We start from the raw sequence: 18,660 nt of genomic DNA on the forward strand, positions 1-18,660 counted from the left end.
GTGAATAGGGGAGGTCAGGCCGGTTGTTGGTTGAGCCACTGCACGTAGCGCGTGACGCCCGTCGTGACGTCGGCAAAGCGGTGGTCGCAGCCGGCAGCGCGCAGCTGTGTCATGTCGGCCTGCGTGTAGCACTGGTACTTGCCGACGAGGGCGGACGGGAAGTCGAAGTACTCAATCAGGCCCTTCGTCACAAGCTCGGTGAGCGACAACGGTGCTTCGCCCTTGAGGCCGCGAGAGGCGTTGACCACGGCAGCGGCTACGTCGTTGAAAGGCTGTGCGCGGCCGGTGCCGAGGTTGAAGATGCCGCTCTTCTGGGGGTGCTGCAGGAACCACAGGTTCACCGCGACCACGTCGTCGACCGAGATGAAGTCGCGCGACTGCTCGCCCGCGTTGTAGCCACCGTAGGGCCCGAAGAGGCGCACGCGGCCCTTCTCGCGGAACTCGTTGAAGTTGTGGAAGGCCACCGAGGCCATGCGGGCCTTGTGCTGCTCGCGTGGGCCGTAGACGTTGAAGTAGCGGAAGCCGGCCACCTGGCTCTTGCTGGTCGACAGCATGCGCCGCACCACGTTGTCGAACAGCAGCTTGGAGTAGCCGTAGACGTTGAGCGGCTTCTCGAACTGCGGGTCTTCGCGGAAGGTGTCGCTGCCGCCGTAGGTGGCGGCCGACGAGGCGTAGAGCAGCCGCACGCCCTGGGCCTGGCAGGCGTCGAGCAGGTCTTTCGAGCAGCGGTAGTTGGTGTCGAGCATGTAGCGCCCGTTGTGCTCCATCGTGTCGGAGCAGGCGCCCTGGTGCAGCACGGCCTCGACCTTGCCGAACTCGCCGCGGGCGAAGCGGGTATAGAAGTCGCTCTTGTCGAAGTAGTCGCTGATCTTCGCGCCGAGCAGGTTGCGGTACTTCGGGCCGTCGGTCAGGTCGTCGACGGCGATCACGTCGTCGATGCCGATGGCGTTCAAGCCGTGGACGATGTTGCTGCCGATCATGCCGGCAGCGCCGGTCACCACCACTTTCGTGCTCATGCGAAGAGCTCCTCGTAGGTCAGGGTCGCGTTGCCGAACTTGCCCACGGCCAGGCCGCCGGCCTTGTTGGCCACGGGCACGGCTTCTTGCACCGAGAGGCCGCAGGCCAGCATGGCGGCGAGCGTGGCGATCACGGTGTCGCCGGCGCCGGTGACGTCGAACACCTCGCGCGCCTGTGCGTGGAAGCGGGTCTCGCCTTGGGCGTCAAACACCGACATGCCTTCTTCGGATCGGGTCAGCACGAGGCTGTCGAGGCGTAGCTTCTTTCTGAGGGCTTCGGCGCGCTCATGGAGCTGCGCTTCGCTGCTCCAGTTGCCGATCACCTGGGCCAGCTCGGCGCGGTTGGGCGTGATGGTGGTGGCGCCGGCATAACGCTCGTAGTCGTTGCCTTTCGGGTCGACCAGCACCGGCTTGCCGGCCTTGCGGGCGAGTTCGATCATGCGCGGGATGTGCTCGAGGCCGCCCTTGCCGTAGTCGGAGAAGAGCACCACGTCGTGCTCCTGCAGCGCCTTCTCGAACTCGGGCAGCATGCCGGCCAGCACTTCATGGTCGGGCGCGTTCTCGAAGTCGATGCGGATCAGCTGCTGCGAGCGGCCGATGATGCGCAGCTTGACGATGGTGTAGAGCTGCGGGTCGTGGCCGAGGAGCGTCTTCACGCCTTTCTGTTCCAGCAGTTGCTGCAGCTTCTTGGCAGGTTCGTCCTGGCCGACGACGGTGAGCAGCGTGGTCTGCGCGCCGAGGGTCTTGGCGTTGAGCGCGACGTTGGCGGCGCCACCCAGGCGCTCTTCTTCACGGTTGACCTTGACGACGGGCACCGGCGCTTCGGGCGAGATGCGCTCGACGGCGCCGAACCAGTAGCGGTCGAGCATCGCATCGCCGACGACGAGCACGCGGGCCGCGGCGACGCGTTCGCGCGTGACGACGGGTTGAGACATCAGAGATCCTCCAGGCGTTGCGGCGGGTAGCTGTCCCAGCTGAGGCAGCCCGGGCATTGCCAGAAATAGTGCTGGGCTTCGAAGCCGCAGGCGGCGCAGCGATAGCGCTGCAAGGGTTTGGCAGCACGGCCGACCGCAGTGCGCAGGCTTTGCGCTTCGTTGGCGTCGAGCGCAAAGCCTTCGGTGGTCATCTGGCGCAGCAGCTCTTGTGCGGCCGACAGCGTGGGCTGCTCCTGCAGGTGGGTGAGCACGCGGGCGCGCTGCGCGGCCGGCGCGGGGTCGAGCGTGGCGATGGCCGCGAGCAGGTCCATCGTCGGGGCGCGGCGGTAGAGGCCTTGCAGGCGCTCCAGCGCGGCAGCCTGTTCACCGCAGGCCAGGGCGCTGGCGGCGTAGTCGCGTGCCACGAGGTTGAAGGCGGTGGTGTGGGCGGCCAGCAGCTCTCCCCAGAGCGCCAATGCCTGAGCGTGGTCGCCGCGCGCGTGGGCGCGCTGGCCGGCGAGCACGATCGGGCGGGCCGACAGCGGCGCGGCTTCGCGGGCGTGGCGCAAGGCGTCGTCGGCCTCGGCACTCTGCTTGCGCGCGTCGGCCTCCTGGGCCAGTTCACACCAGTAGTGCGCGATGCGCGAGGCGAACGAGGCCGTGCCGCTGCGTTCCAGCTTCTGGGCGACCTCGACCGCGGCACGCCAGTCGCGCGAGCGCTCGTGCAGCGTCAGCAACGCGAGCTGGGCTTCGGTGGCGAAGGCCGTGCCTTCGAGTGCTTGGTAGGCTTCCTCGGCGCGGTCGAAGAGGCCGGCCTTCATGAAGTCTTGTGCCAGGGCGTGCTGCGCGCGGTCACGCTCGGTCTTGGGCAAATCGGCGCGGCTCACCAGGTGCTGGTGCACGCGCACGGCGCGTTCGTACTCGCCGCGGCGGCGAAACAGGTTGCCGAGGGCGAAGTGCAAGTCAGAGGTGTCGGGGTCATGCTGGACGGCTTCGATGAAGGCGTCGATGGCCTTGTCCTGCTGTTCATTGAGCAGCAGGTTCAGGCCCTTGAAGTAGGCCTTGGGCGAGTCGTGCTGCTCGCGCTTCCATTGGCGCAGGTCGAGGCGCGAGCCCAACCAGCCCAGCGCAAACGCGATCGGCAGGCCCAGCAGGAGCCACTGGAGGTCAAAGTTCATGCTGGAGCAGGCGGGCGTCGGAGGGCAGGGCGGGGTCGGTGTTGCGCGAGTCGACGCTGGGGCCCTGTGCGCCATCGTCTGTCTTCCGACGCAGGACGGCCTGGCGGGCGCGCCACCAGCTGGGCACCATTGCGAGCACACCGAACACGCAGCCGAGCGTGAACGCCGCGAGCACGACGAACACCATGGGCGTGCGCCACTCGTGGCCGAAGAACCATTTGAGGCTGGCCTCGTGCTGGTTGTTCAGCGCGAAAGCAAGCAGGACGAAGAAGAGGGCGGCTCGAGCGAGCCAGATGAAGATGCGCATCACGACTCCGGGGCCTGGGATTCTAGGCCGGCGAATGTCGGATGGCGGGCAGAGAGGTCAGGTGCTGGGCTCGGCGGACGAAGAGGCCGCTGCAGCTTGTGCAGCTGCGGCGGCTTCCAGAGCGTCGCCACGGGCGTCGACGGCTTCGCGAAGCGCCTTGCCCGGTTTGAAATGCGGCACCAGCTTCTCAGGGATCACCACCTGCTCGCCGGAGCGCGGGTTGCGGCCCACGCGCGGCGGCCGGCGGTTGATCGAGAAGCTGCCGAACCCGCGGATCTCGATGCGGTGCCCGCGCGCAAGCGCGTCGGACATCGCATCCAGGATGGTCTTGACGGCGAACTCCGTGTCACGGTGGGTCAGTTGGCCGAATTGCTCGGCCAGCTTTGCAACGAGATCGGAGCGCGTCATAGAAGCCTGTCAGATCCTTGAGGTTCGGCGTTTCTCGGAAGAACGGCTCAGCCGTTGTCCTTGTTGTCGAGCTTCGCGCGGAGCAGGGCGCCGAGGCTGGTGGTGCCTGCGGTCTCACGCTCGTTGCTGGCCGACAGGCGCTGCATGGCTTCTTGCTGGTCGGCGCTGTCCTTGGCCTTGATCGACAACTGGATCGAACGCGTCTTGCGGTCGACGTTGATGATCAGGGCGGAGACTTCGTCACCTTCCTTCAGCACGTTGCGCGCGTCTTCCACGCGGTCGCGGCTGATTTCAGAGGCACGCAGGTAGCCGGTCACGTCGTCGTTCAGCTGGATCTCGGCGCCACGGGCGTCGACCGTCTTGACCTTGCCGGTCACGATCTGGCCACGGTCGTTGACCGAGGTGTAGCTGGTGAACGGATCGCTGTCGAGCTGCTTGATGCCGAGCGAGATGCGCTCGCGCTCCACGTCGACGGCCAGCACGATGGCTTCGACTTCCTGGCCCTTCTTGTAGTTGCGGACCGCGGCTTCGCCGGGCTCGTTCCACGAGAGGTCGGACAGGTGCACCAGGCCGTCGATGCCTTGTGCCAGGCCGATGAACACGCCGAAGTCGGTGATCGACTTCACCGGGCCCTTGACCTTGTCGCCGCGCTGGACCGTGCCGGAGAACTCTTCCCACGGGTTGGCCTTGCACTGCTTCATGCCCAGGCTGATGCGGCGCTTGTCTTCGTCGATCTCGAGGACCATGACTTCGACTTCGTCGCCGAGCGAGACGATCTTGCTCGGAGCAACGTTCTTGTTGGTCCAGTCCATCTCGGAGACGTGCACCAGGCCTTCGATGCCCGGCTCGATCTCGACGAAAGCGCCGTAGTCGGCGATGTTCGTGACCTTGCCGAAGAGGCGGGTGCCTTGCGGGTAGCGGCGCGACACGCCGTGCCACGGGTCGTCGCCCAGCTGCTTGATGCCCAGCGAAACGCGGTTCTTCTCGGCGTCGAACTTGAGGACCTTGGCTTGCAGTTCCTGGCCGACCTGAACGACTTCGCTCGGGTGGCGGACACGGCGCCAGGCCATGTCGGTGATGTGCAGCAGGCCGTCGATGCCGCCGAGGTCGACGAACGCACCGTACTCGGTGATGTTCTTGACCACGCCGGTGACGATGGCGCCTTCGGAGAGCGTGCCGAGCAGCTTGGCGCGCTCTTCACCCATCGAGGCTTCGACCACGGCACGGCGCGACAGCACGACGTTGTTGCGCTTGCGGTCGAGCTTGATGACCTTGAATTCCATCGTCTTGCCTTCGAACGGCGACATGTCTTTGACAGGACGCGTGTCGAGCAGCGAGCCGGGCAGGAAGGCGCGGATGCCGTTGACCAGGACGGTCAGGCCACCCTTGACCTTGCCGTTGACGGTACCGACGACGAACTCGCCGGACTCCAGCGCCTTCTCGAGCGACAGCCACGAGGCGAGGCGCTTGGCCTTGTCGCGCGAGAGGATGGTGTCGCCGTAGCCGTTTTCAACGGCATCGATCGCGACGGAGACGAAATCGCCAGGCTGAACTTCGAGCTCACCCTGGTCGTTCTTGAATTCATCGATGGGCACGTAGGCTTCGGACTTGAGGCCTGCGTTCACCACCACGAAGTTGTGCTCGACGCGCACGACTTCGGCCGTGATGACTTCGCCTGCGCGCATCTCCGATTTGTTCAGAGATTCTTCGAACAGGGCGGCAAAGGATTCCATCCCGGCAGGGGCGGCGGTTTGTGCTTGAGGCATGGGGACTTTCTGTGTGGCAAGTGCCACGGGTTAGGTTGAACACCCGCTGCTTCGGAGCGCCTTGAACCTGTGGGGCAGGAAAGGCGCAGAGGTGAAACGGCGGACCGGTTTTGCCCGGCTGGGCCTGAAGGATCAGGCTTGACCGAACGGGTTGCGTTGCTGCCACCACTCCAGCACCTGGGCGACACACTGGTCGACCGAGAGCTCGGAGTTGTCGAGCACCATCGCGTCTTCGGCTGGTTTGAGGGGTGAGGCGGTGCGGGATTTGTCCCGCGCGTCCCGGGCCTCGAGGTCGGCACGAAGGACATCGATACTAGTCGAAATTCCCTTGGAAATCAATTGCTTATGGCGCCTTTCGGCCCGCACGGCGGCGCTGGCGACGACGAAGACCTTGAGCTGGGCAGCAGGGAAGATGACGGTGCCCATGTCTCGCCCATCGGCCACCAGGCCGGGCAGGCGGCGGTGGGAGAGCTGGAGCTGGAGCAGGGCAGCGCGCACGGCCGGCCAGACCGAGACCTTGGACGCCATCGCGCCCACGTCTTCGCGGCGCAGCTCGTCGCTGACCTCGGTGCCGCCCAGCCAGATCTGCTGGTGGGTGAACCTGAGCTTCAGACCCGCGGCCACGGCGGCGAGCCCGGCTTCGTCGGTTTCGGACACGCCGGCCTGCATCGCCGCCAGGGCGGTGGCGCGGTAGAGGGCGCCGGAATCGAGGAAGTGGTAGCCCAGGGCCTGGGCGACGGCACTCGCCAGCGTGCCTTTACCCGACGCGGTCGGGCCGTCGACCGTGATCACGGGGATCGACGGCGTGTCGGTGCGGGCGACGGCGAAGAGCGTCTCGAAGTAGTCGGGGAAGGTCTTGGCCACGCAGCGCGGGTCGAGGATGCGAACCGGCTGGCGGGCCGGGTTGTAGGCCGCCAGCGAGAAGCACATGGCCACACGGTGGTCGTCGTAGGTGTGGATGGCGGCGGGCGTCCAGGCGGTCGGCGGCGTGATCTCGATGAAATCGTGGCCTTCGGCGACGGTGGCGCCCAGCTTGCGCAGTTCGGTGGCCATCGCGGCGATGCGGTCGGTCTCCTTGACGCGCCAGCTCGCGATGTTGTTCAGGCGCGTGGTGCCGTCGGCGTAGAGCGCCATCACGGCGAGCGTCATGGCCGCGTCGGGGATGTGGTTGCAGTCGAGCGTGATCGCCTTGAGCGGCCAGGCGCCGCGGCGCACCTCCAGCCAGCCGGGGCCGCTCGTGACTTCGGCGCCCATCAGGCGAGCGGCCTCGATGAAGCGGATGTCGCCCTGGATCGAGTCACTGCCCACACCTTCGATGCGGACGGGCCAGCTTTCGAAGCCGGCAATCGCACCAAGGGCGATGAAATAGGAGGCCGATGACGCATCGGCCTCGACGTGGATGCTGCCCGGCGAGCGGTACTCGCTGCCTTGCGGGATGGTGAACCGTTGCCAGCCGTCACGCTGCACCTCAATGCCGAAGCGCTGCAGCAGGTTCAGCGTGATCTCGACATACGGCTTGGAGATCAGCTCGCCGACCACCTCGATGGTGATCGGATTGGCTTGTGAGACCAGCGGCAACGCGAGCAGCAGCGCGGTCAGGAACTGGCTCGATACATCGCCGCGCACGCGGATCGGGTCGGTGGTGCGAAGCGCGCCGCCTTTGAGCCGCAGCGGCGGGTAGCCGTCTTGCCCCAGGTACTCGATCGTGCAGCCCAGCTGGCGCAAGGCGTCGATCAGGTCGCCGATCGGCCGCTCGTGCATGCGCGGCACGCCCTTGAGGTCGAACTCGCCACCGCCTTGCGCGCTGAGCACCGCGAGGGCCGCCGTCAACGGTCGCATCGCCGTGCCGGCGTTGCCAAGGAAGAGCTGCGCCTGCTTCACCGAGAGCGCGCCGCCCAGGCCGGTGATGCGCACCGTGGTGCCGTCGGTCTGCACGTCGCAGCCGAGCTGGCGCAGGGCGGTCAGCATGACCTGCGTGTCGTCGGAGTCGAGCAGGTCGTAGACGGTGGTGGTGCCGTGGCTCAGGCCGGCCAGCAGGAGCACGCGGTTGGAAATGCTCTTGGAGCCGGGCAGCCGCACGGTGCCGTGGGCCGACTGCAGCGGGGGGAGGTCAAGGAACGGCGTGGTGTACATGAGCGCAACGTGGCGCCGCGCCTGGGGCGCAGCCTGAGGTCAGCGAGACGAACCGGACTTGCCGGCGCCCATCTGCCAGTTGGCGCGGGCATCCGAGGCGCTGCGGATCAAGTCCTCGAGCGCCTCGACGTTGCTGGTCTTGATGACGTGTTCGAGCGCATCCAGCGTGTGCCGGAAGCGCATCGACTGCTTGAGGATCTCTTCGCGGTTCGACATCAGGATGTCGCGCCACACCTCGGGGTCGCTCGCGGCGATGCGGGTGAAATCGCGGAAGCCGGGGCCGGCCAGCGAGAGGAAATCGCGCCCGGCCGGCTGCTTGGCCACCGAGTTGAAGAAGGCGAAGGCCAGCATGTGCGGCAGGTGGCTCACGGCGGCGAAGGCGGCGTCGTGGTTCTCCGGCGTCATGCGCAGCACCTGGGCGCCGATGGCTGACCAGACGTCGGTGGCTTTCTGCACCAGCTCCGCATCGGTCTGCGGCAGCGGGGTGATGATGACCTGACGACCCGCGTAGAGCGAGGCGTCGGCATGGGCCACGCCCGACACTTCCTTGCCGGCGATGGGGTGGGCCGGGACGAACGAGCCGACGCGCTCCTTCAGGACGCGCCGGGCCGCATCGACCACGTCGCGCTTGGTCGAGCCCACGTCCATGAAGAGCACGCCCGGCTCCACCAGGTGGCGGATGGCCTTGAAGGTGGCTTCGCTGGCCGAGACCGGCACGGCCATGATCACGATGTCGGAGCCCGAGACCGCGAGCAGTGCCGATTCGGCGGTGTCGTCGATCACGCCCATCTTCTTCGCACGCTCGGTGGTCGACGGCGACTTGCTGTAGCCGATGACGCGCTTGACCAGGCCGGCCCGCTTGAGGGCAAGGGCGAAGGAGCCGCCCATCAGGCCGCATCCGATCACGCCAAGCTGGTTAAACATGGATTCCTTTGCAAGAGATCGAGCGCGCCAGCGAAGCGACGCGCACATCAAGCAACAACTCACGGAACGGGCTTGGCCCGGCCGTCGAGTTGGCGCCCCCTCGGGGGGCAGGAGCGTAGCGACGTGGGGGCTTCATCTCTAGTGCACGTCGATCGGGTAGGTGCCGAGCAACTTGAAGAACGCACAGGCCTCCCGCAGCTCGCGCAGCGCGGTGGCCACATGCGGCTGGTCGGGGTGACCTTGCAGGTCGATGTAGAAGTAGTACTCCCACTGGCCCGAGCGGGCGGGGCGGGATTCGAAACGGGTCATCGACACGCCGTGCTGCTTGAGCGGCACCAGCATGTCGTGCACCGCGCCGGGCCGGTTGCTCACCGAGACCACGAGGCTCGTGCAATCGTGGCCGGAGGCGCGTGGTTGTGGGTGCCGTTGAGGGTGGGTGACGACGGCGAAGCGGGTGCGGTTGTGCGCTTCGTCCTGGATGGCCGGGGCGACGAGGTGCAGGCCGAACTGGCTGCCGGCGCGCGCGCTGGCGATCGCGGCCAGCGTGGGGTCGGCCGCGGCCAGGCGTGCGCCTTCGGCATTGCTCGCCACCGGCCGGCGCTCCACGTTGGGCAGGTGCGTGCCCAGCCAGCCGTGGCACTGGGCCAGGGCCTGCGGGTGCGCGCAGACCGCCTCGATGCCGGCCAGCGAGTTTTCCTTGCGCAGCAGGTTGTGCTGAACAAAGAGGCTGGTCTCACCGATGATGAAGAGCGGAGTGGTGAGGAAGAGGTCGAGCGAACGGGTGACCACGCCCTCGGTCGAGTTCTCGACCGGCACCACGCCGAAGTCGGCAGCGCCTGAAGTGGTGACGTGGAAGACCTCGTCGAAGCTTGCACACGGCACCTTGACGATCGACGAGCCGAAGAAGCCGAGTGCTGCTTCCTCGCTGAAGGTGCCGGCCGGGCCGAGGTAGGCTACGCGCGTGGGTGTCTCGAGCGCGCGGCAGGCCGACATGATCTCGCGCCAGATCGGCGCCACGCTCTCGGCGAGCAGCGGGCCCGGGTTGACGGCCTTCATGCCATCGATGACCTGCGCTTCGCGCTCGGGGCGGAAGGCCACCGAGCCTTCCTTCTTCTTCACTTCGCCGACTTCCTGCGCTAGCCGGGCACGCCGGTTCAGGAGCGCCAGCAGCTCGCGATCGACCGCGTCGATCTGCGTTCTGAGGGCCAGCAGCTCAGGGTTTGGGGCGGGGGAAAGGTCAGCCATGGGTGACGCAAATTGTCGCATGCAGCCTAGCGCGATCGGCAAGTGAAGACCGACGGACCGCGCACGGTTCGCGTCACTTCTTGGCAGGCTTGGCGGGTGCCGGCGCGGCGGCACCACTGGCCGGGGCGGGCGCGCCGACGGCGATGCGGACGTCGCGCTCCAGCGCGTCGATCTTTGGCTGCACCGCGGTGGCGAGATCCTTGCGCACGGCTTGCACGTAGAGGTTGAGCAGCTCGGGTTGGGCTTGCTGGAATTTCTTGAACGCCGGGGCTTCCAGTGCGTTCACCAGCTGGCGCAGTTCGTCTTCGGTGAACTTCTCTTCCAGGAAGGGGCCGACGCTCGCCTGGCTGATCTTGGCGGCGCGGTCGCGCACGAGGGGCATGGTGCCCTCTTCGTACTTCTGCAGGTGCTCCTGGATCTTCTTGATGATCGGAGGGTGCTTGGCCGGCGGGATCTGCGTCTGCAGCGTTTCGTCGGCCATGGCCGCGATCTGCTGGGCCGGGCGGGCCACGATGTCGCGGGTGATGCCGTCGAGCTGGTTTTGTTGCAGGGTCAGCAGCCGCTGCACCAGCTCCTTCTTGGCGGCGCTCGCGGGCGCGCCCGGGATGGCCGTGTTCTGGGCGTGCGCCAGGCTTGCCGCGGCCACCAGGGCCAGACCGATCAGTCGCTTCATTCTTCGGTGCTTTCAGTCGTGGGCTCGTCGCCCGAGTTGGCATCGTTCTCGACGATGCGTTGCAGGCCGCTCAGCTTGGCGCCGTCGTCCAGTGCGATCAAGGTGACGCCTTGTGTCGCGCGGCCGAGCTCGCGGATTTCGGAGACTCGGGTGCGCACGAGCACGCCCTTGTCGGTGATGAGCATGATCTCGTCGGCGGGCCGCACCAGGGTGGCGGCGACGACCTTGCCGTTGCGCTCGCTTTGTTGGATCGCGATCATCCCTTTGGTTCCGCGGCCGTGGCGGGTGTATTCGACGATCGAGGTGCGCTTGCCGTAGCCGTTCTCGGTCGCGGTCAGCACGCTTTGCGTCTCGTCTTCGGCGACGAGCATCGCGATCACGCTCTGGCCGTCTTCCAGCATCATGCCGCGCACGCCGCGCGCGCCACGCCCCATGGCGCGCACGTCGTCTTCGTCGAAGCGCACGGCCTTGCCGCCGTCGCTGAAGAGCATCACGTCGTGCTTGCCGTCGGTGAGCGCTGCGCCGATGAGGTAGTCGCCCTCGTCGAGGTCGACGGCGATGATGCCGGCCTTGCGCGGGTTGCTGAACTCGTCGAGCGAGGTCTTCTTGACCACGCCTTGGGCGGTGGCGAAGAACACGAAGTGATCGGCCGGGAAGCTGCGGAAGCCGTCGGTCAGCGGCAGCACCACGTTGACCTTCTCGCCCGGCTGCAGCGGGAACATGTTGACGATGGGCTTGCCGCGCGAGGCGCGCGAACCCTGCGGCACTTCCCACACTTTCAGCCAGTACACACGGCCGCGGTTGGTGAAGCACAGAATGTAGTCGTGCGTGTTGGCGATGAAGAGCTGGTCGATCCAGTCGTCTTCCTTGGTCTGCGCCGCCTGCTTGCCGCGGCCACCGCGCTTCTGGGCGCGGTATTCGCTTAAGGCCTGGCTCTTGATGTAGCCGGTGTGCGAGAGCGTGACCACCATGTCGGTGGGCGTGATCAGGTCTTCAGTGCCGAGATCCTGTGCGTTGTGTTCGATGGTGGAGCGGCGTGCGCCGATCTTGGTCTGGCCGAACTCGAGCTTGATGGCCTGCAGCTCGTCGGAAATGATGGTCGTCACGCGTGACGGCGTGGCCAGGATGTCGAGCAGGTCGGCGATCTGCGCCATCACTTCCTTGTACTCGCCGACGATCTTGTCCTGCTCGAGGCCGGTCAGGCGCTGCAGGCGCATCTGCAGGATTTCGCTGGCCTGGTCGTCCGAGAGGCGATAGAGGCCGTCGGGCTGCATGCCGTATTCGCGCGGCAGGTTCTCGGGGCGATAGGCGTCGCGGCCGCCGGCGGTTTCCTTCTCGGCGCGGGCGAGCATCTCGCGCACCAGCGAGGAGTCCCACGACTTGCTCATCAGCGCGGCCTTCGCGATCGGCGGCGTGGCCGAGGTCTTGATGGTCTCGATGAACTCGTCGATGTTGGCCAGCGCCACGGCCAGGCCTTCCAGCACGTGGCCACGCTCGCGGGCCTTGCGCAGCTCGAACACCGTGCGGCGGGTGACGACCTCGCGGCGGTGCTCCAGGAAGATCGCGATCAGATCCTTCAGGTTGCACAGCTTGGGCTGGTTGTCGATCAGCGCCACCATGTTCATGCCGAACGTGTCCTGCAGCTGCGTCTGCTTGTACAGGTTGTTCAGCACCACCTCGGGCACTTCGCCGCGCTTGAGCTCGATCACCACGCGCATGCCGGACTTGTCAGACTCGTCCTGGATGTGGCTGATGCCCTCGAGCTTCTTCTCGTGAACCAGCTCGGCCATGCGCTCGAGGAGGTTCTTCTTGTTCACCTGGTAGGGGATCTCATCGACGATGATGGCTTGGCGCGCACCCTTGTCGATGTCCTCGAAGTGGCACTTCGCGCGCATCACCACGCGCCCGCGGCCGGTCTTGTAGCCCTCGCGCACGCCGCTCGTGCCGTAGATGATGCCGGCGGTGGGGAAGTCGGGCGCCGGGATGATCTCGATCAGCTCGTCGATCGTCGCCTGCGGGTTCTTCAGCAGGTGCAGGCAGGCGTCGACGACCTCGTTGAGGTTGTGCGGCGGGATGTTGGTGGCCATGCCCACCGCGATGCCGCCAGAGCCGTTGACCAGCAGGTTGGGCAGGCGGGTGGGCAGCACCAGCGGCTCTTTCTCCGAGCCGTCGTAGTTGGGGCCGAAGTCGACCGTCTCCTTGTCGAGGTCGGCGAGCATCTCGTGTGCGATCTTCGCCAACCTGATTTCGGTGTACCGCATGGCCGCGGCGTTGTCGCCGTCGACCGAGCCGAAGTTGCCCTGGCCGTCGATGAGCATATGGCGCATCGAGAAGTCTTGCGCCATGCGCACCGCGGTGTCGTACACCGACTGGTCGCCGTGCGGGTGGTACTTGCCGATGACGTCGCCGACGATACGGGCCGACTTCTTGTAGGGCCGGTTCCAGTCGTTGTTGAGCTCGTGCATGGCGAAGAGCACACGCCGGTGCACCGGCTTCAGGCCATCGCGCGCATCGGGCAGTGCGCGCCCCACGATCACGCTCATCGCGTAGTCGAGGTACGAACGCCGCATCTCCTCTTCGAGGCTGATCGGCAGGGTTTCCTTGGCGAACTGGGTCATGCGGAGTGGGGCAGAAAAGCCATGAAGGCAGGCATGGTTCGGCCTGCGCGCAAAACCCGCGATTCTAGGCGCTGGAACAGTGCTGTCGCGGTCGCGCAACAACGCCTTGTGCTACTGCAAGCACCAATGGCAAAACTCTTCGCTCCGAATACCGTATGGCACAATCGATTGTCGGTGGGAAACACCCGAGTTACTTGGGGTTTGCCAGTACTTCCCGATTCGGTTTTTGACCTTTCGTTAGAACATCTGCCCCTTCCTTGAGAGGAGAACCATGAAGAAACTGAACAAGGTCGCATCGCTCTTCGCATCGGCCACGCTCGCCGTCGCTGCGGGCTCCGCGTTTGCCCAAGCCAAGTCCGTCGACAACTGGACCAGCGGGTTCGGCCTGCCCTGGAAGGCTGGCGCTGCCGACCTGTGCTGGCGCGATGCGTTCTGGACCCCTGCGACCGCTCATCCTTCGTGCGACGGCGCGCCGAAGGCCGCTCCGGCACCTGCTCCCGCTCCGGCCCCTGCGCCGGCACCTGCTCCCGCCCCCGCTCCGGCTGCCCCCGCTCCGGTGGCTCCGCCTCCCCCGGCTCCCGCCCCTGTGGCCCCGCCCGCTCCGGTGAGCGAGAAGGTCACCTTCGCCGCTGACGCCTTCTACGACGTGGGCAAGTCGGTGCTGAAGCCCGACGCCAAGGCCAAGCTCGACGACCTCGTCAGCAAGACCTCGGGTGTGAACCTCGAAGTCATCATCGCTGTCGGCCACACCGACTCCGATGGCTCGCCTGCTGCGAACCAGAAGCTGTCGGTGGCTCGTGCCGAGTCGGTGAAGAACTACCTGGTCAGCAAGGGCATCGAAGCCAACCGTGTCTACACGGAAGGCAAGGGCGAAAGCTCGCCGGTCGCCGACAACAAGACCAAGGAAGGCAAGTCCAAGAACCGCCGCGTCGAAATCGAAGTGGTCGGTACCCGTACCCGCAAGTAATCCCGCGGCAGTACCTGAAAACCCCGCTTCGGCGGGGTTTTTTATTTACCATTTTCAAATGATCAACGCCGACCCTCAGGAACTGAGCAAATTCAGTGAACTGGCCCACCGCTGGTGGGATCCCGAAAGCGAATTCCGCCCGCTTCACGAAATCAACCCGCTGCGGCTGGATTGGATCAACGGCCTGGCGCCCTTGGCCGGTCGTCGGGTAGTCGACGTTGGTTGCGGTGGGGGCATCCTCGCCGATTCGATGGCGCGTAAAGGGGCGCAGGTGCTCGGCATCGATCTGGCCACCAAGGCCCTGAGGGTCGCGCAACTGCACGCTGTAGAAGCGGGGACTCCGTCGATCGAATATCGCGAAGTCGCCGTCGAGACCCTGGCGGACGAGATGCCCGGCCAGTTCGATACCGTGACCTGCATGGAGATGCTGGAGCATGTGCCGGACCCGTTCTCGGTGGTGCGCGCCTGCGCCACGCTCGTGAAACCCGGCGGTTCGGTCTTCTTCTCGACGCTCAACCGCAACCCCAAATCGTTTCTGTTCGCGATCGTCGGGGCCGAGTACATGCTGAAGCTGCTGCCGCGCGGCACGCACGAGTACGCACGCTTCATCCGCCCCAGCGAGCTGGCGCAATGGTGCCGCGATGCTGGCCTGACGCTCGGGCAGACGCGTGGCATGGAATACAACCCGCTCACCCGCCGCTACTCGCTGTCGGCCGACGTCAGCGTGAACTACCTCTTCGCCTGCACGAAGCCCGCGTGATGGCCGGCCTTCGCGAGCGTATCCGGGCGGTGCTGTTCGACCTCGACGGCACCTTGATCGACAGCGCGCCCGATCTGGCTGGCACGGGCAACGACATGCGAGCGGCTCGCGGCTTGGCGCCCCTGGCCTACGAGGTCTTTCGCCCCATGGTGGGGGCGGGAGCGCGCGGCATGCTGGGCATCGCCTTGCAGGTCACGCCCGAGGACGATGACTTCCTCGCCCTGCGCGAAGAGTTCCTCAGCCGCTACGAGGCCCGCATGAGCCAGGAGACGCGGGTTTTCGACGCGATGCATCCCGTGCTGGCCACGCTTCAGGCGAGCGGTACGCCCTGGGGCATCGTCACCAACAAGGCCGAGCGCTTCACCTTGCCCCTGGTGCGCACCCTGTCGCTCCACCAGCATGCGGCGGCCATCGTCGGCGGTGACACCACTGCCCATTCCAAGCCCCACCCGGCACCCCTGCTGGAGGCGGCACGCCGCCTCGGCATGGCGCCCGAAGCCTGTGTGTACGTCGGCGACGACCTGCGCGACGTGCAGGCCGGCCGTGCCGCCGGCATGGCCACGGTCGCCGCGGCCTGGGGTTACCTGGGGCTTGGCGAGCCGGTGAGTGCCTGGGGCGCCGACCATGTGATCGAAAGTCCCGGCGAACTCTTGAACTTGCTGGGCCTGGCCTAAACTAAGCACTTCTCTGGGGCCGACCTGGTTTCGACGCGGGTACGGAGTTGGCGCAGGGCATGCCGAGGGCCAGTCACCTCGTAAATCCATCTGGAAACAAAGTAACTGCGAACGACGAAACGTACGCACTCGCCGCTTAATACCGGTGAGCTTCGCAACGGTTGGCCGATGGGCCGGGTCTGAGGGGCAACCCGAAGGCTGCGAAGTCATTCACATTGGCTCGCTCTGAGTCGGGTCACTCGACCCAGGGCTAAATCAAGTGACTCGGGGTTCAGGTAGCGTGCTGCTGCGCGACCTGCGCCCTTAAAACCCAAATCAGACAGCTACGCATGTAGAACTGTCCGGCAATGGCTTGCGGACGCGGGTTCGATTCCCGCCGGCTCCACCAAATCGAAGCGAACGCCACCGATGACCTCGGTGGCGTTTTGCTTTCTGCGCTTGTGATTCAGGCCGCGTCGTCGGGCATCGCCGACAACCGTGATTCGCGGATGCGTGTCTTCGAAAGCGCACCGGCCGACTCCAGGATGGGATAGGCGATCGAGCAGATGTGCGAGTTGATGCGCTTCAGGTCGCTGATGAGGTCGAGGTGCAGCGAGCTCGTCTCGATGCTCTGCGCGGTGTTGTCCTGCAAGCGGGCGATGTGGGCCGCGGCGTATTCATGCTCCAGGTCGCGGAAGCGCGCCTTCTCTTCCAGCAGCTTGCGCGCATCGCGCACGTGGCCATCGAGGAACACGCTCATCGCCAGCCGCAGGTTGGCCAGCAGCCGCTCGTGCAGGTGCACGATCTCGGCCATGCCGGCGTCGGAGAAGCTGCGGTTCTTGCGCACCTTCTTGTCCTCCACGTCCTGCAGCACGCGTTCGATGATGTCGCCGATCTGCTCCATGTTGATGGTGAAGGAGACGATGTCGGTCCAGCGGCGGCTTTCGCGTTCCGACAGCGCTTCGTGCGAGATCTGCGTGAGGTAGAACTTGATGGCGGAGTAGAGCTCGTCGACCGTGTCGTCGAGTTGGCGCAGCTGCTGCGCGAGGTCGAGGTCGTTGTTGCGGATCACCGGGAGCACCCCGCGCAGCATGGTCTCGACCACGTCGGCCTGGTGCAGCGCCTCGCGGGCCGCGCAGCTGATGGCGAGCGACGGCGTGGCCAATGCCACCGGGTCGAGGTGGCGGGGGCGTGTGCTGCCGGCCGGGCCGCTTTTCTCGACGAGCCAGCGGTCGACCGTGCGCCCGACGAGGCCGGTGAAGCTGATGAAGGTGAGGGCCAGCACGAGGTTGAAGCCGAGGTGGAAGAACACGACCTGGTCGTGCACGTTGGGCGCGAGCTGTTGCAGCAGCACGTGGATCTGCGGCATCAAGGGAATGGCGAGCAGCACGCCGACGGCCTTGAAGATCAGGTTGCCGAGCGGCAGCCGGCGCACCTGCTGGGCAGCATTGCCGGTGGCGATGAGCGCGAGGAAGCCGCTGCCGAGGTTCGCCCCCAGCACCAACCCGAGGGCCACCGGCGTGGTCAGCAAACCCGAGGCGGCCAGCGTGGCGGTCAGCAGCACGATCGCAAGGCTCGAGTACGACAGCACCGTGAGCGCCGCGCCCACCACGATGTTGAGCATCACCTCGTTGGGCAGCGACACCAGCAGCGCGCGCACCGCAGGTGCTTCGGTGAGCGGCCGGGTGGCGGCTACGATGAGCTGCAGCGCGAGCGTGATGAGGCCCAGGCCGATCAGCACACGACCGATGCGGCCCGCCCCGGTGTTCTGCCGCGAGATGAAGAGCACCACGCCGACGAAGATGAGCAGCGGCGAGAGCCACGAGAGATCGAACGAGAACACCACGGCCATCAGGCTCGTGCCCACGTCGGCACCGAGCATCACCGCGAGTGCCGGCCCGGTGGTGACGAGCCCCTTGCCGACGAACGAGGCCACGATGAGGCAGGTGGCGGTGCTCGACTGCACGATGCTCGTGACACCCAGCCCCGCGGCCGCGGCAGTCAGCCGGTTGCTGAAGCTGCGCGAGAGGATCTGGCGCAGGTTTTCGCCGAAGACGCGCAGCATGCCGGTGCGAACGATGTGCGTGCCCCAGACCAGCAAGGCGATGGCGGCGAGCAGGTTCAGCAGGTGTTGCATGGCTTGAGTCTATCGCCGTGAACTTGCCGAAATGGCTCAAAATGCCGGCTCCTTTCGGACCTACTGTTGGATCAAACGTTGGAGTAATGGCCGTGGCAATGGACGTGGTGGACTACGAGATCAAGGGCAGCGAGATGCAGTTCGTGGAGGTCGAGCTCGACCCCGGCGAAGCGGCCGTGGGTGAGGCCGGCAGCATGATGTTCATGGACGCCGGCATCGGCATGGACACCGTCTTCGGCGACGGCTCGCAAAACCAAGGCGGCATCTTCGGCAAGCTGCTCGGTGCGGGCAAACGCCTCATCACCGGCGAGTCGCTCTTCACCACCGTCTATACCAACAAAGGCCAGGGCAAGCAGCGCGTGGCCTTCGCCTCGCCGTATCCCGGCAAGATCCTGCCGATGGACCTGAGGCAGCTCGGCGGCATGCTGATCTGCCAGAAGGATTCCTTCCTCTGTGCGGCCAAGGGCGTGTCGCTGGGCATCTATTTCCAGCAGAAGATCTCGACCGGCTTCTTCGGCGGCGAAGGCTTCATCATGCAGAAGCTCGAAGGCGACGGCCTCGCCTTCGTGCATGCCGGCGGCACCGTGGTGCGCCGTGAGCTGCAGCCTGGCCAGACGCTCTTCATCGACACCGGCTGCCTGGTCGCCTTCACGCCGAACGTCAACTTCGAAGTGCAGTACGTGGGCAAGATCAAGACGGCGCTCTTCGGCGGAGAGGGGCTCTTCTTCGCCAAGGTCACGGGCCCCGGCACGGTGTGGGTGCAGAGCCTGCCCTTCTCGCGTCTGGCATCGCGTGTGTTCGCTGCAGCACCCCAGCGCGGCGGCAGCCGCGAAGAGGGGTCGGTGCTCGGTGGCTTGGCCGGCGGCGGCCTTCTGGGCGGCATTCTTGGCGGTGACGACGAGTAAGTCGCCAAGCGAACGGAACTTTGCCGGTAACGGCGCGCCTACACTAGCCGCCCGTT

General features: G+C 66.2%; 16 protein-coding genes and 1 other RNA gene. 5 read left to right on the top strand and 12 right to left on the bottom strand.

Annotated elements, in window-relative coordinates; translation table 11 throughout:
• Window positions 1-14 precede the first annotated feature (14 nt).
• The 11 genes from rfaD to gyrA form a co-directional block, all read right to left on the bottom strand.
• Window positions 15-1,016, bottom strand: a complete 1,002-nt coding sequence (gene rfaD, locus KF892_00285) for an ADP-glyceromanno-heptose 6-epimerase (GenBank protein MBX3623420.1) — start codon at window positions 1,014-1,016, stop codon at window positions 15-17.
• The gene (rfaE1, locus tag KF892_00290) at window positions 1,013-1,951 is read right to left on the bottom strand and encodes a D-glycero-beta-D-manno-heptose-7-phosphate kinase (GenBank protein ID MBX3623421.1); all 939 of its coding nucleotides are present in this window, start codon (window positions 1,949-1,951) and stop codon (window positions 1,013-1,015) included. The genes rfaD and rfaE1 overlap by 4 nt, the downstream gene beginning before the upstream one ends.
• Entirely contained in the window at window positions 1,951-3,108 is a 1,158-nt protein-coding gene (lapB, locus tag KF892_00295; GenBank protein MBX3623422.1) for a lipopolysaccharide assembly protein LapB, read from the bottom strand. The genes rfaE1 and lapB overlap by 1 nt, the downstream gene beginning before the upstream one ends.
• A complete protein-coding gene (locus KF892_00300; GenBank protein ID MBX3623423.1) occupies window positions 3,098-3,415 on the bottom strand; it encodes a DUF1049 domain-containing protein in 318 nt (105 codons plus the stop codon). The genes lapB and KF892_00300 overlap by 11 nt, the downstream gene beginning before the upstream one ends.
• 57 nt (window positions 3,416-3,472) lie before the next feature.
• Window positions 3,473-3,823, bottom strand: a complete 351-nt coding sequence (locus KF892_00305) for an integration host factor subunit beta (GenBank protein MBX3623424.1) — start codon at window positions 3,821-3,823, stop codon at window positions 3,473-3,475.
• Between the two features lie 47 nt (window positions 3,824-3,870).
• Window positions 3,871-5,589: a 30S ribosomal protein S1 gene (rpsA, locus tag KF892_00310; GenBank protein ID MBX3623425.1), complete on the bottom strand. Its 1,719-nt coding sequence runs from the start codon at window positions 5,587-5,589 to the stop codon at window positions 3,871-3,873.
• A gap of 132 nt (window positions 5,590-5,721) precedes the next feature.
• A complete protein-coding gene (locus KF892_00315) occupies window positions 5,722-7,722 on the bottom strand; it encodes a bifunctional 3-phosphoshikimate 1-carboxyvinyltransferase/cytidylate kinase (protein MBX3623426.1) in 2,001 nt (666 codons plus the stop codon).
• 39 nt (window positions 7,723-7,761) lie between these two features.
• Complete coding sequence (locus KF892_00320; GenBank protein MBX3623427.1) at window positions 7,762-8,646, bottom strand: prephenate dehydrogenase/arogenate dehydrogenase family protein; 885 nt, start codon at window positions 8,644-8,646, stop codon at window positions 7,762-7,764.
• 138 nt (window positions 8,647-8,784) lie between these two features.
• Entirely contained in the window at window positions 8,785-9,891 is a 1,107-nt protein-coding gene (gene pheA / locus KF892_00325) for a prephenate dehydratase (protein MBX3623428.1), read from the bottom strand.
• Between the two features lie 73 nt (window positions 9,892-9,964).
• Complete coding sequence (locus KF892_00330) at window positions 9,965-10,564, bottom strand: hypothetical protein (protein ID MBX3623429.1); 600 nt, start codon at window positions 10,562-10,564, stop codon at window positions 9,965-9,967.
• Window positions 10,561-13,182, bottom strand: coding sequence for a DNA gyrase subunit A (gyrA, locus tag KF892_00335; GenBank protein MBX3623430.1), 2,622 nt, complete (start codon window positions 13,180-13,182; stop codon window positions 10,561-10,563). The genes KF892_00330 and gyrA overlap by 4 nt, the downstream gene beginning before the upstream one ends.
• Window positions 13,183-13,453: 271 nt before the next feature.
• Between gyrA and KF892_00340 the strand changes: the two genes are divergently transcribed.
• The 4 genes from KF892_00340 (at window position 13,454) to ssrA (ending at window position 15,971) form a co-directional block, all read left to right on the top strand.
• Entirely contained in the window at window positions 13,454-14,149 is a 696-nt protein-coding gene (locus KF892_00340; protein MBX3623431.1) for an OmpA family protein, read from the top strand.
• A 58-nt stretch (window positions 14,150-14,207) separates the two neighbouring features.
• Window positions 14,208-14,909: a bifunctional 2-polyprenyl-6-hydroxyphenol methylase/3-demethylubiquinol 3-O-methyltransferase UbiG gene (ubiG, locus tag KF892_00345; protein ID MBX3623432.1), complete on the top strand. Its 702-nt coding sequence runs from the start codon at window positions 14,208-14,210 to the stop codon at window positions 14,907-14,909.
• On the top strand, window positions 14,909-15,583 hold the full coding sequence (gph, locus tag KF892_00350; GenBank protein MBX3623433.1) for a phosphoglycolate phosphatase: 675 nt from the start codon (window positions 14,909-14,911) through the stop codon (window positions 15,581-15,583). The genes ubiG and gph overlap by 1 nt, the downstream gene beginning before the upstream one ends.
• Before the next feature lie 15 nt (window positions 15,584-15,598).
• Window positions 15,599-15,971: a transfer-messenger RNA gene (ssrA, locus tag KF892_00355) on the top strand.
• A gap of 57 nt (window positions 15,972-16,028) precedes the next feature.
• On the opposite strand, the gene KF892_00360 is transcribed toward ssrA, so the two are convergent.
• The gene (locus tag KF892_00360; GenBank protein ID MBX3623434.1) at window positions 16,029-17,699 is read right to left on the bottom strand and encodes a Na/Pi cotransporter family protein; all 1,671 of its coding nucleotides are present in this window, start codon (window positions 17,697-17,699) and stop codon (window positions 16,029-16,031) included.
• A 92-nt stretch (window positions 17,700-17,791) separates the two neighbouring features.
• Here KF892_00360 and KF892_00365 point away from each other — a divergent pair, with 92 nt between their 5' ends.
• Entirely contained in the window at window positions 17,792-18,604 is an 813-nt protein-coding gene (locus KF892_00365; GenBank protein MBX3623435.1) for a TIGR00266 family protein, read from the top strand.
• Window positions 18,605-18,660 lie beyond the last annotated feature (56 nt).

The sequence above is a fragment of the Rhizobacter sp. genome (assembly GCA_019635355.1).
Taxonomy (GTDB): Bacteria; Pseudomonadota; Gammaproteobacteria; order Burkholderiales; family Burkholderiaceae_C; genus Rhizobacter.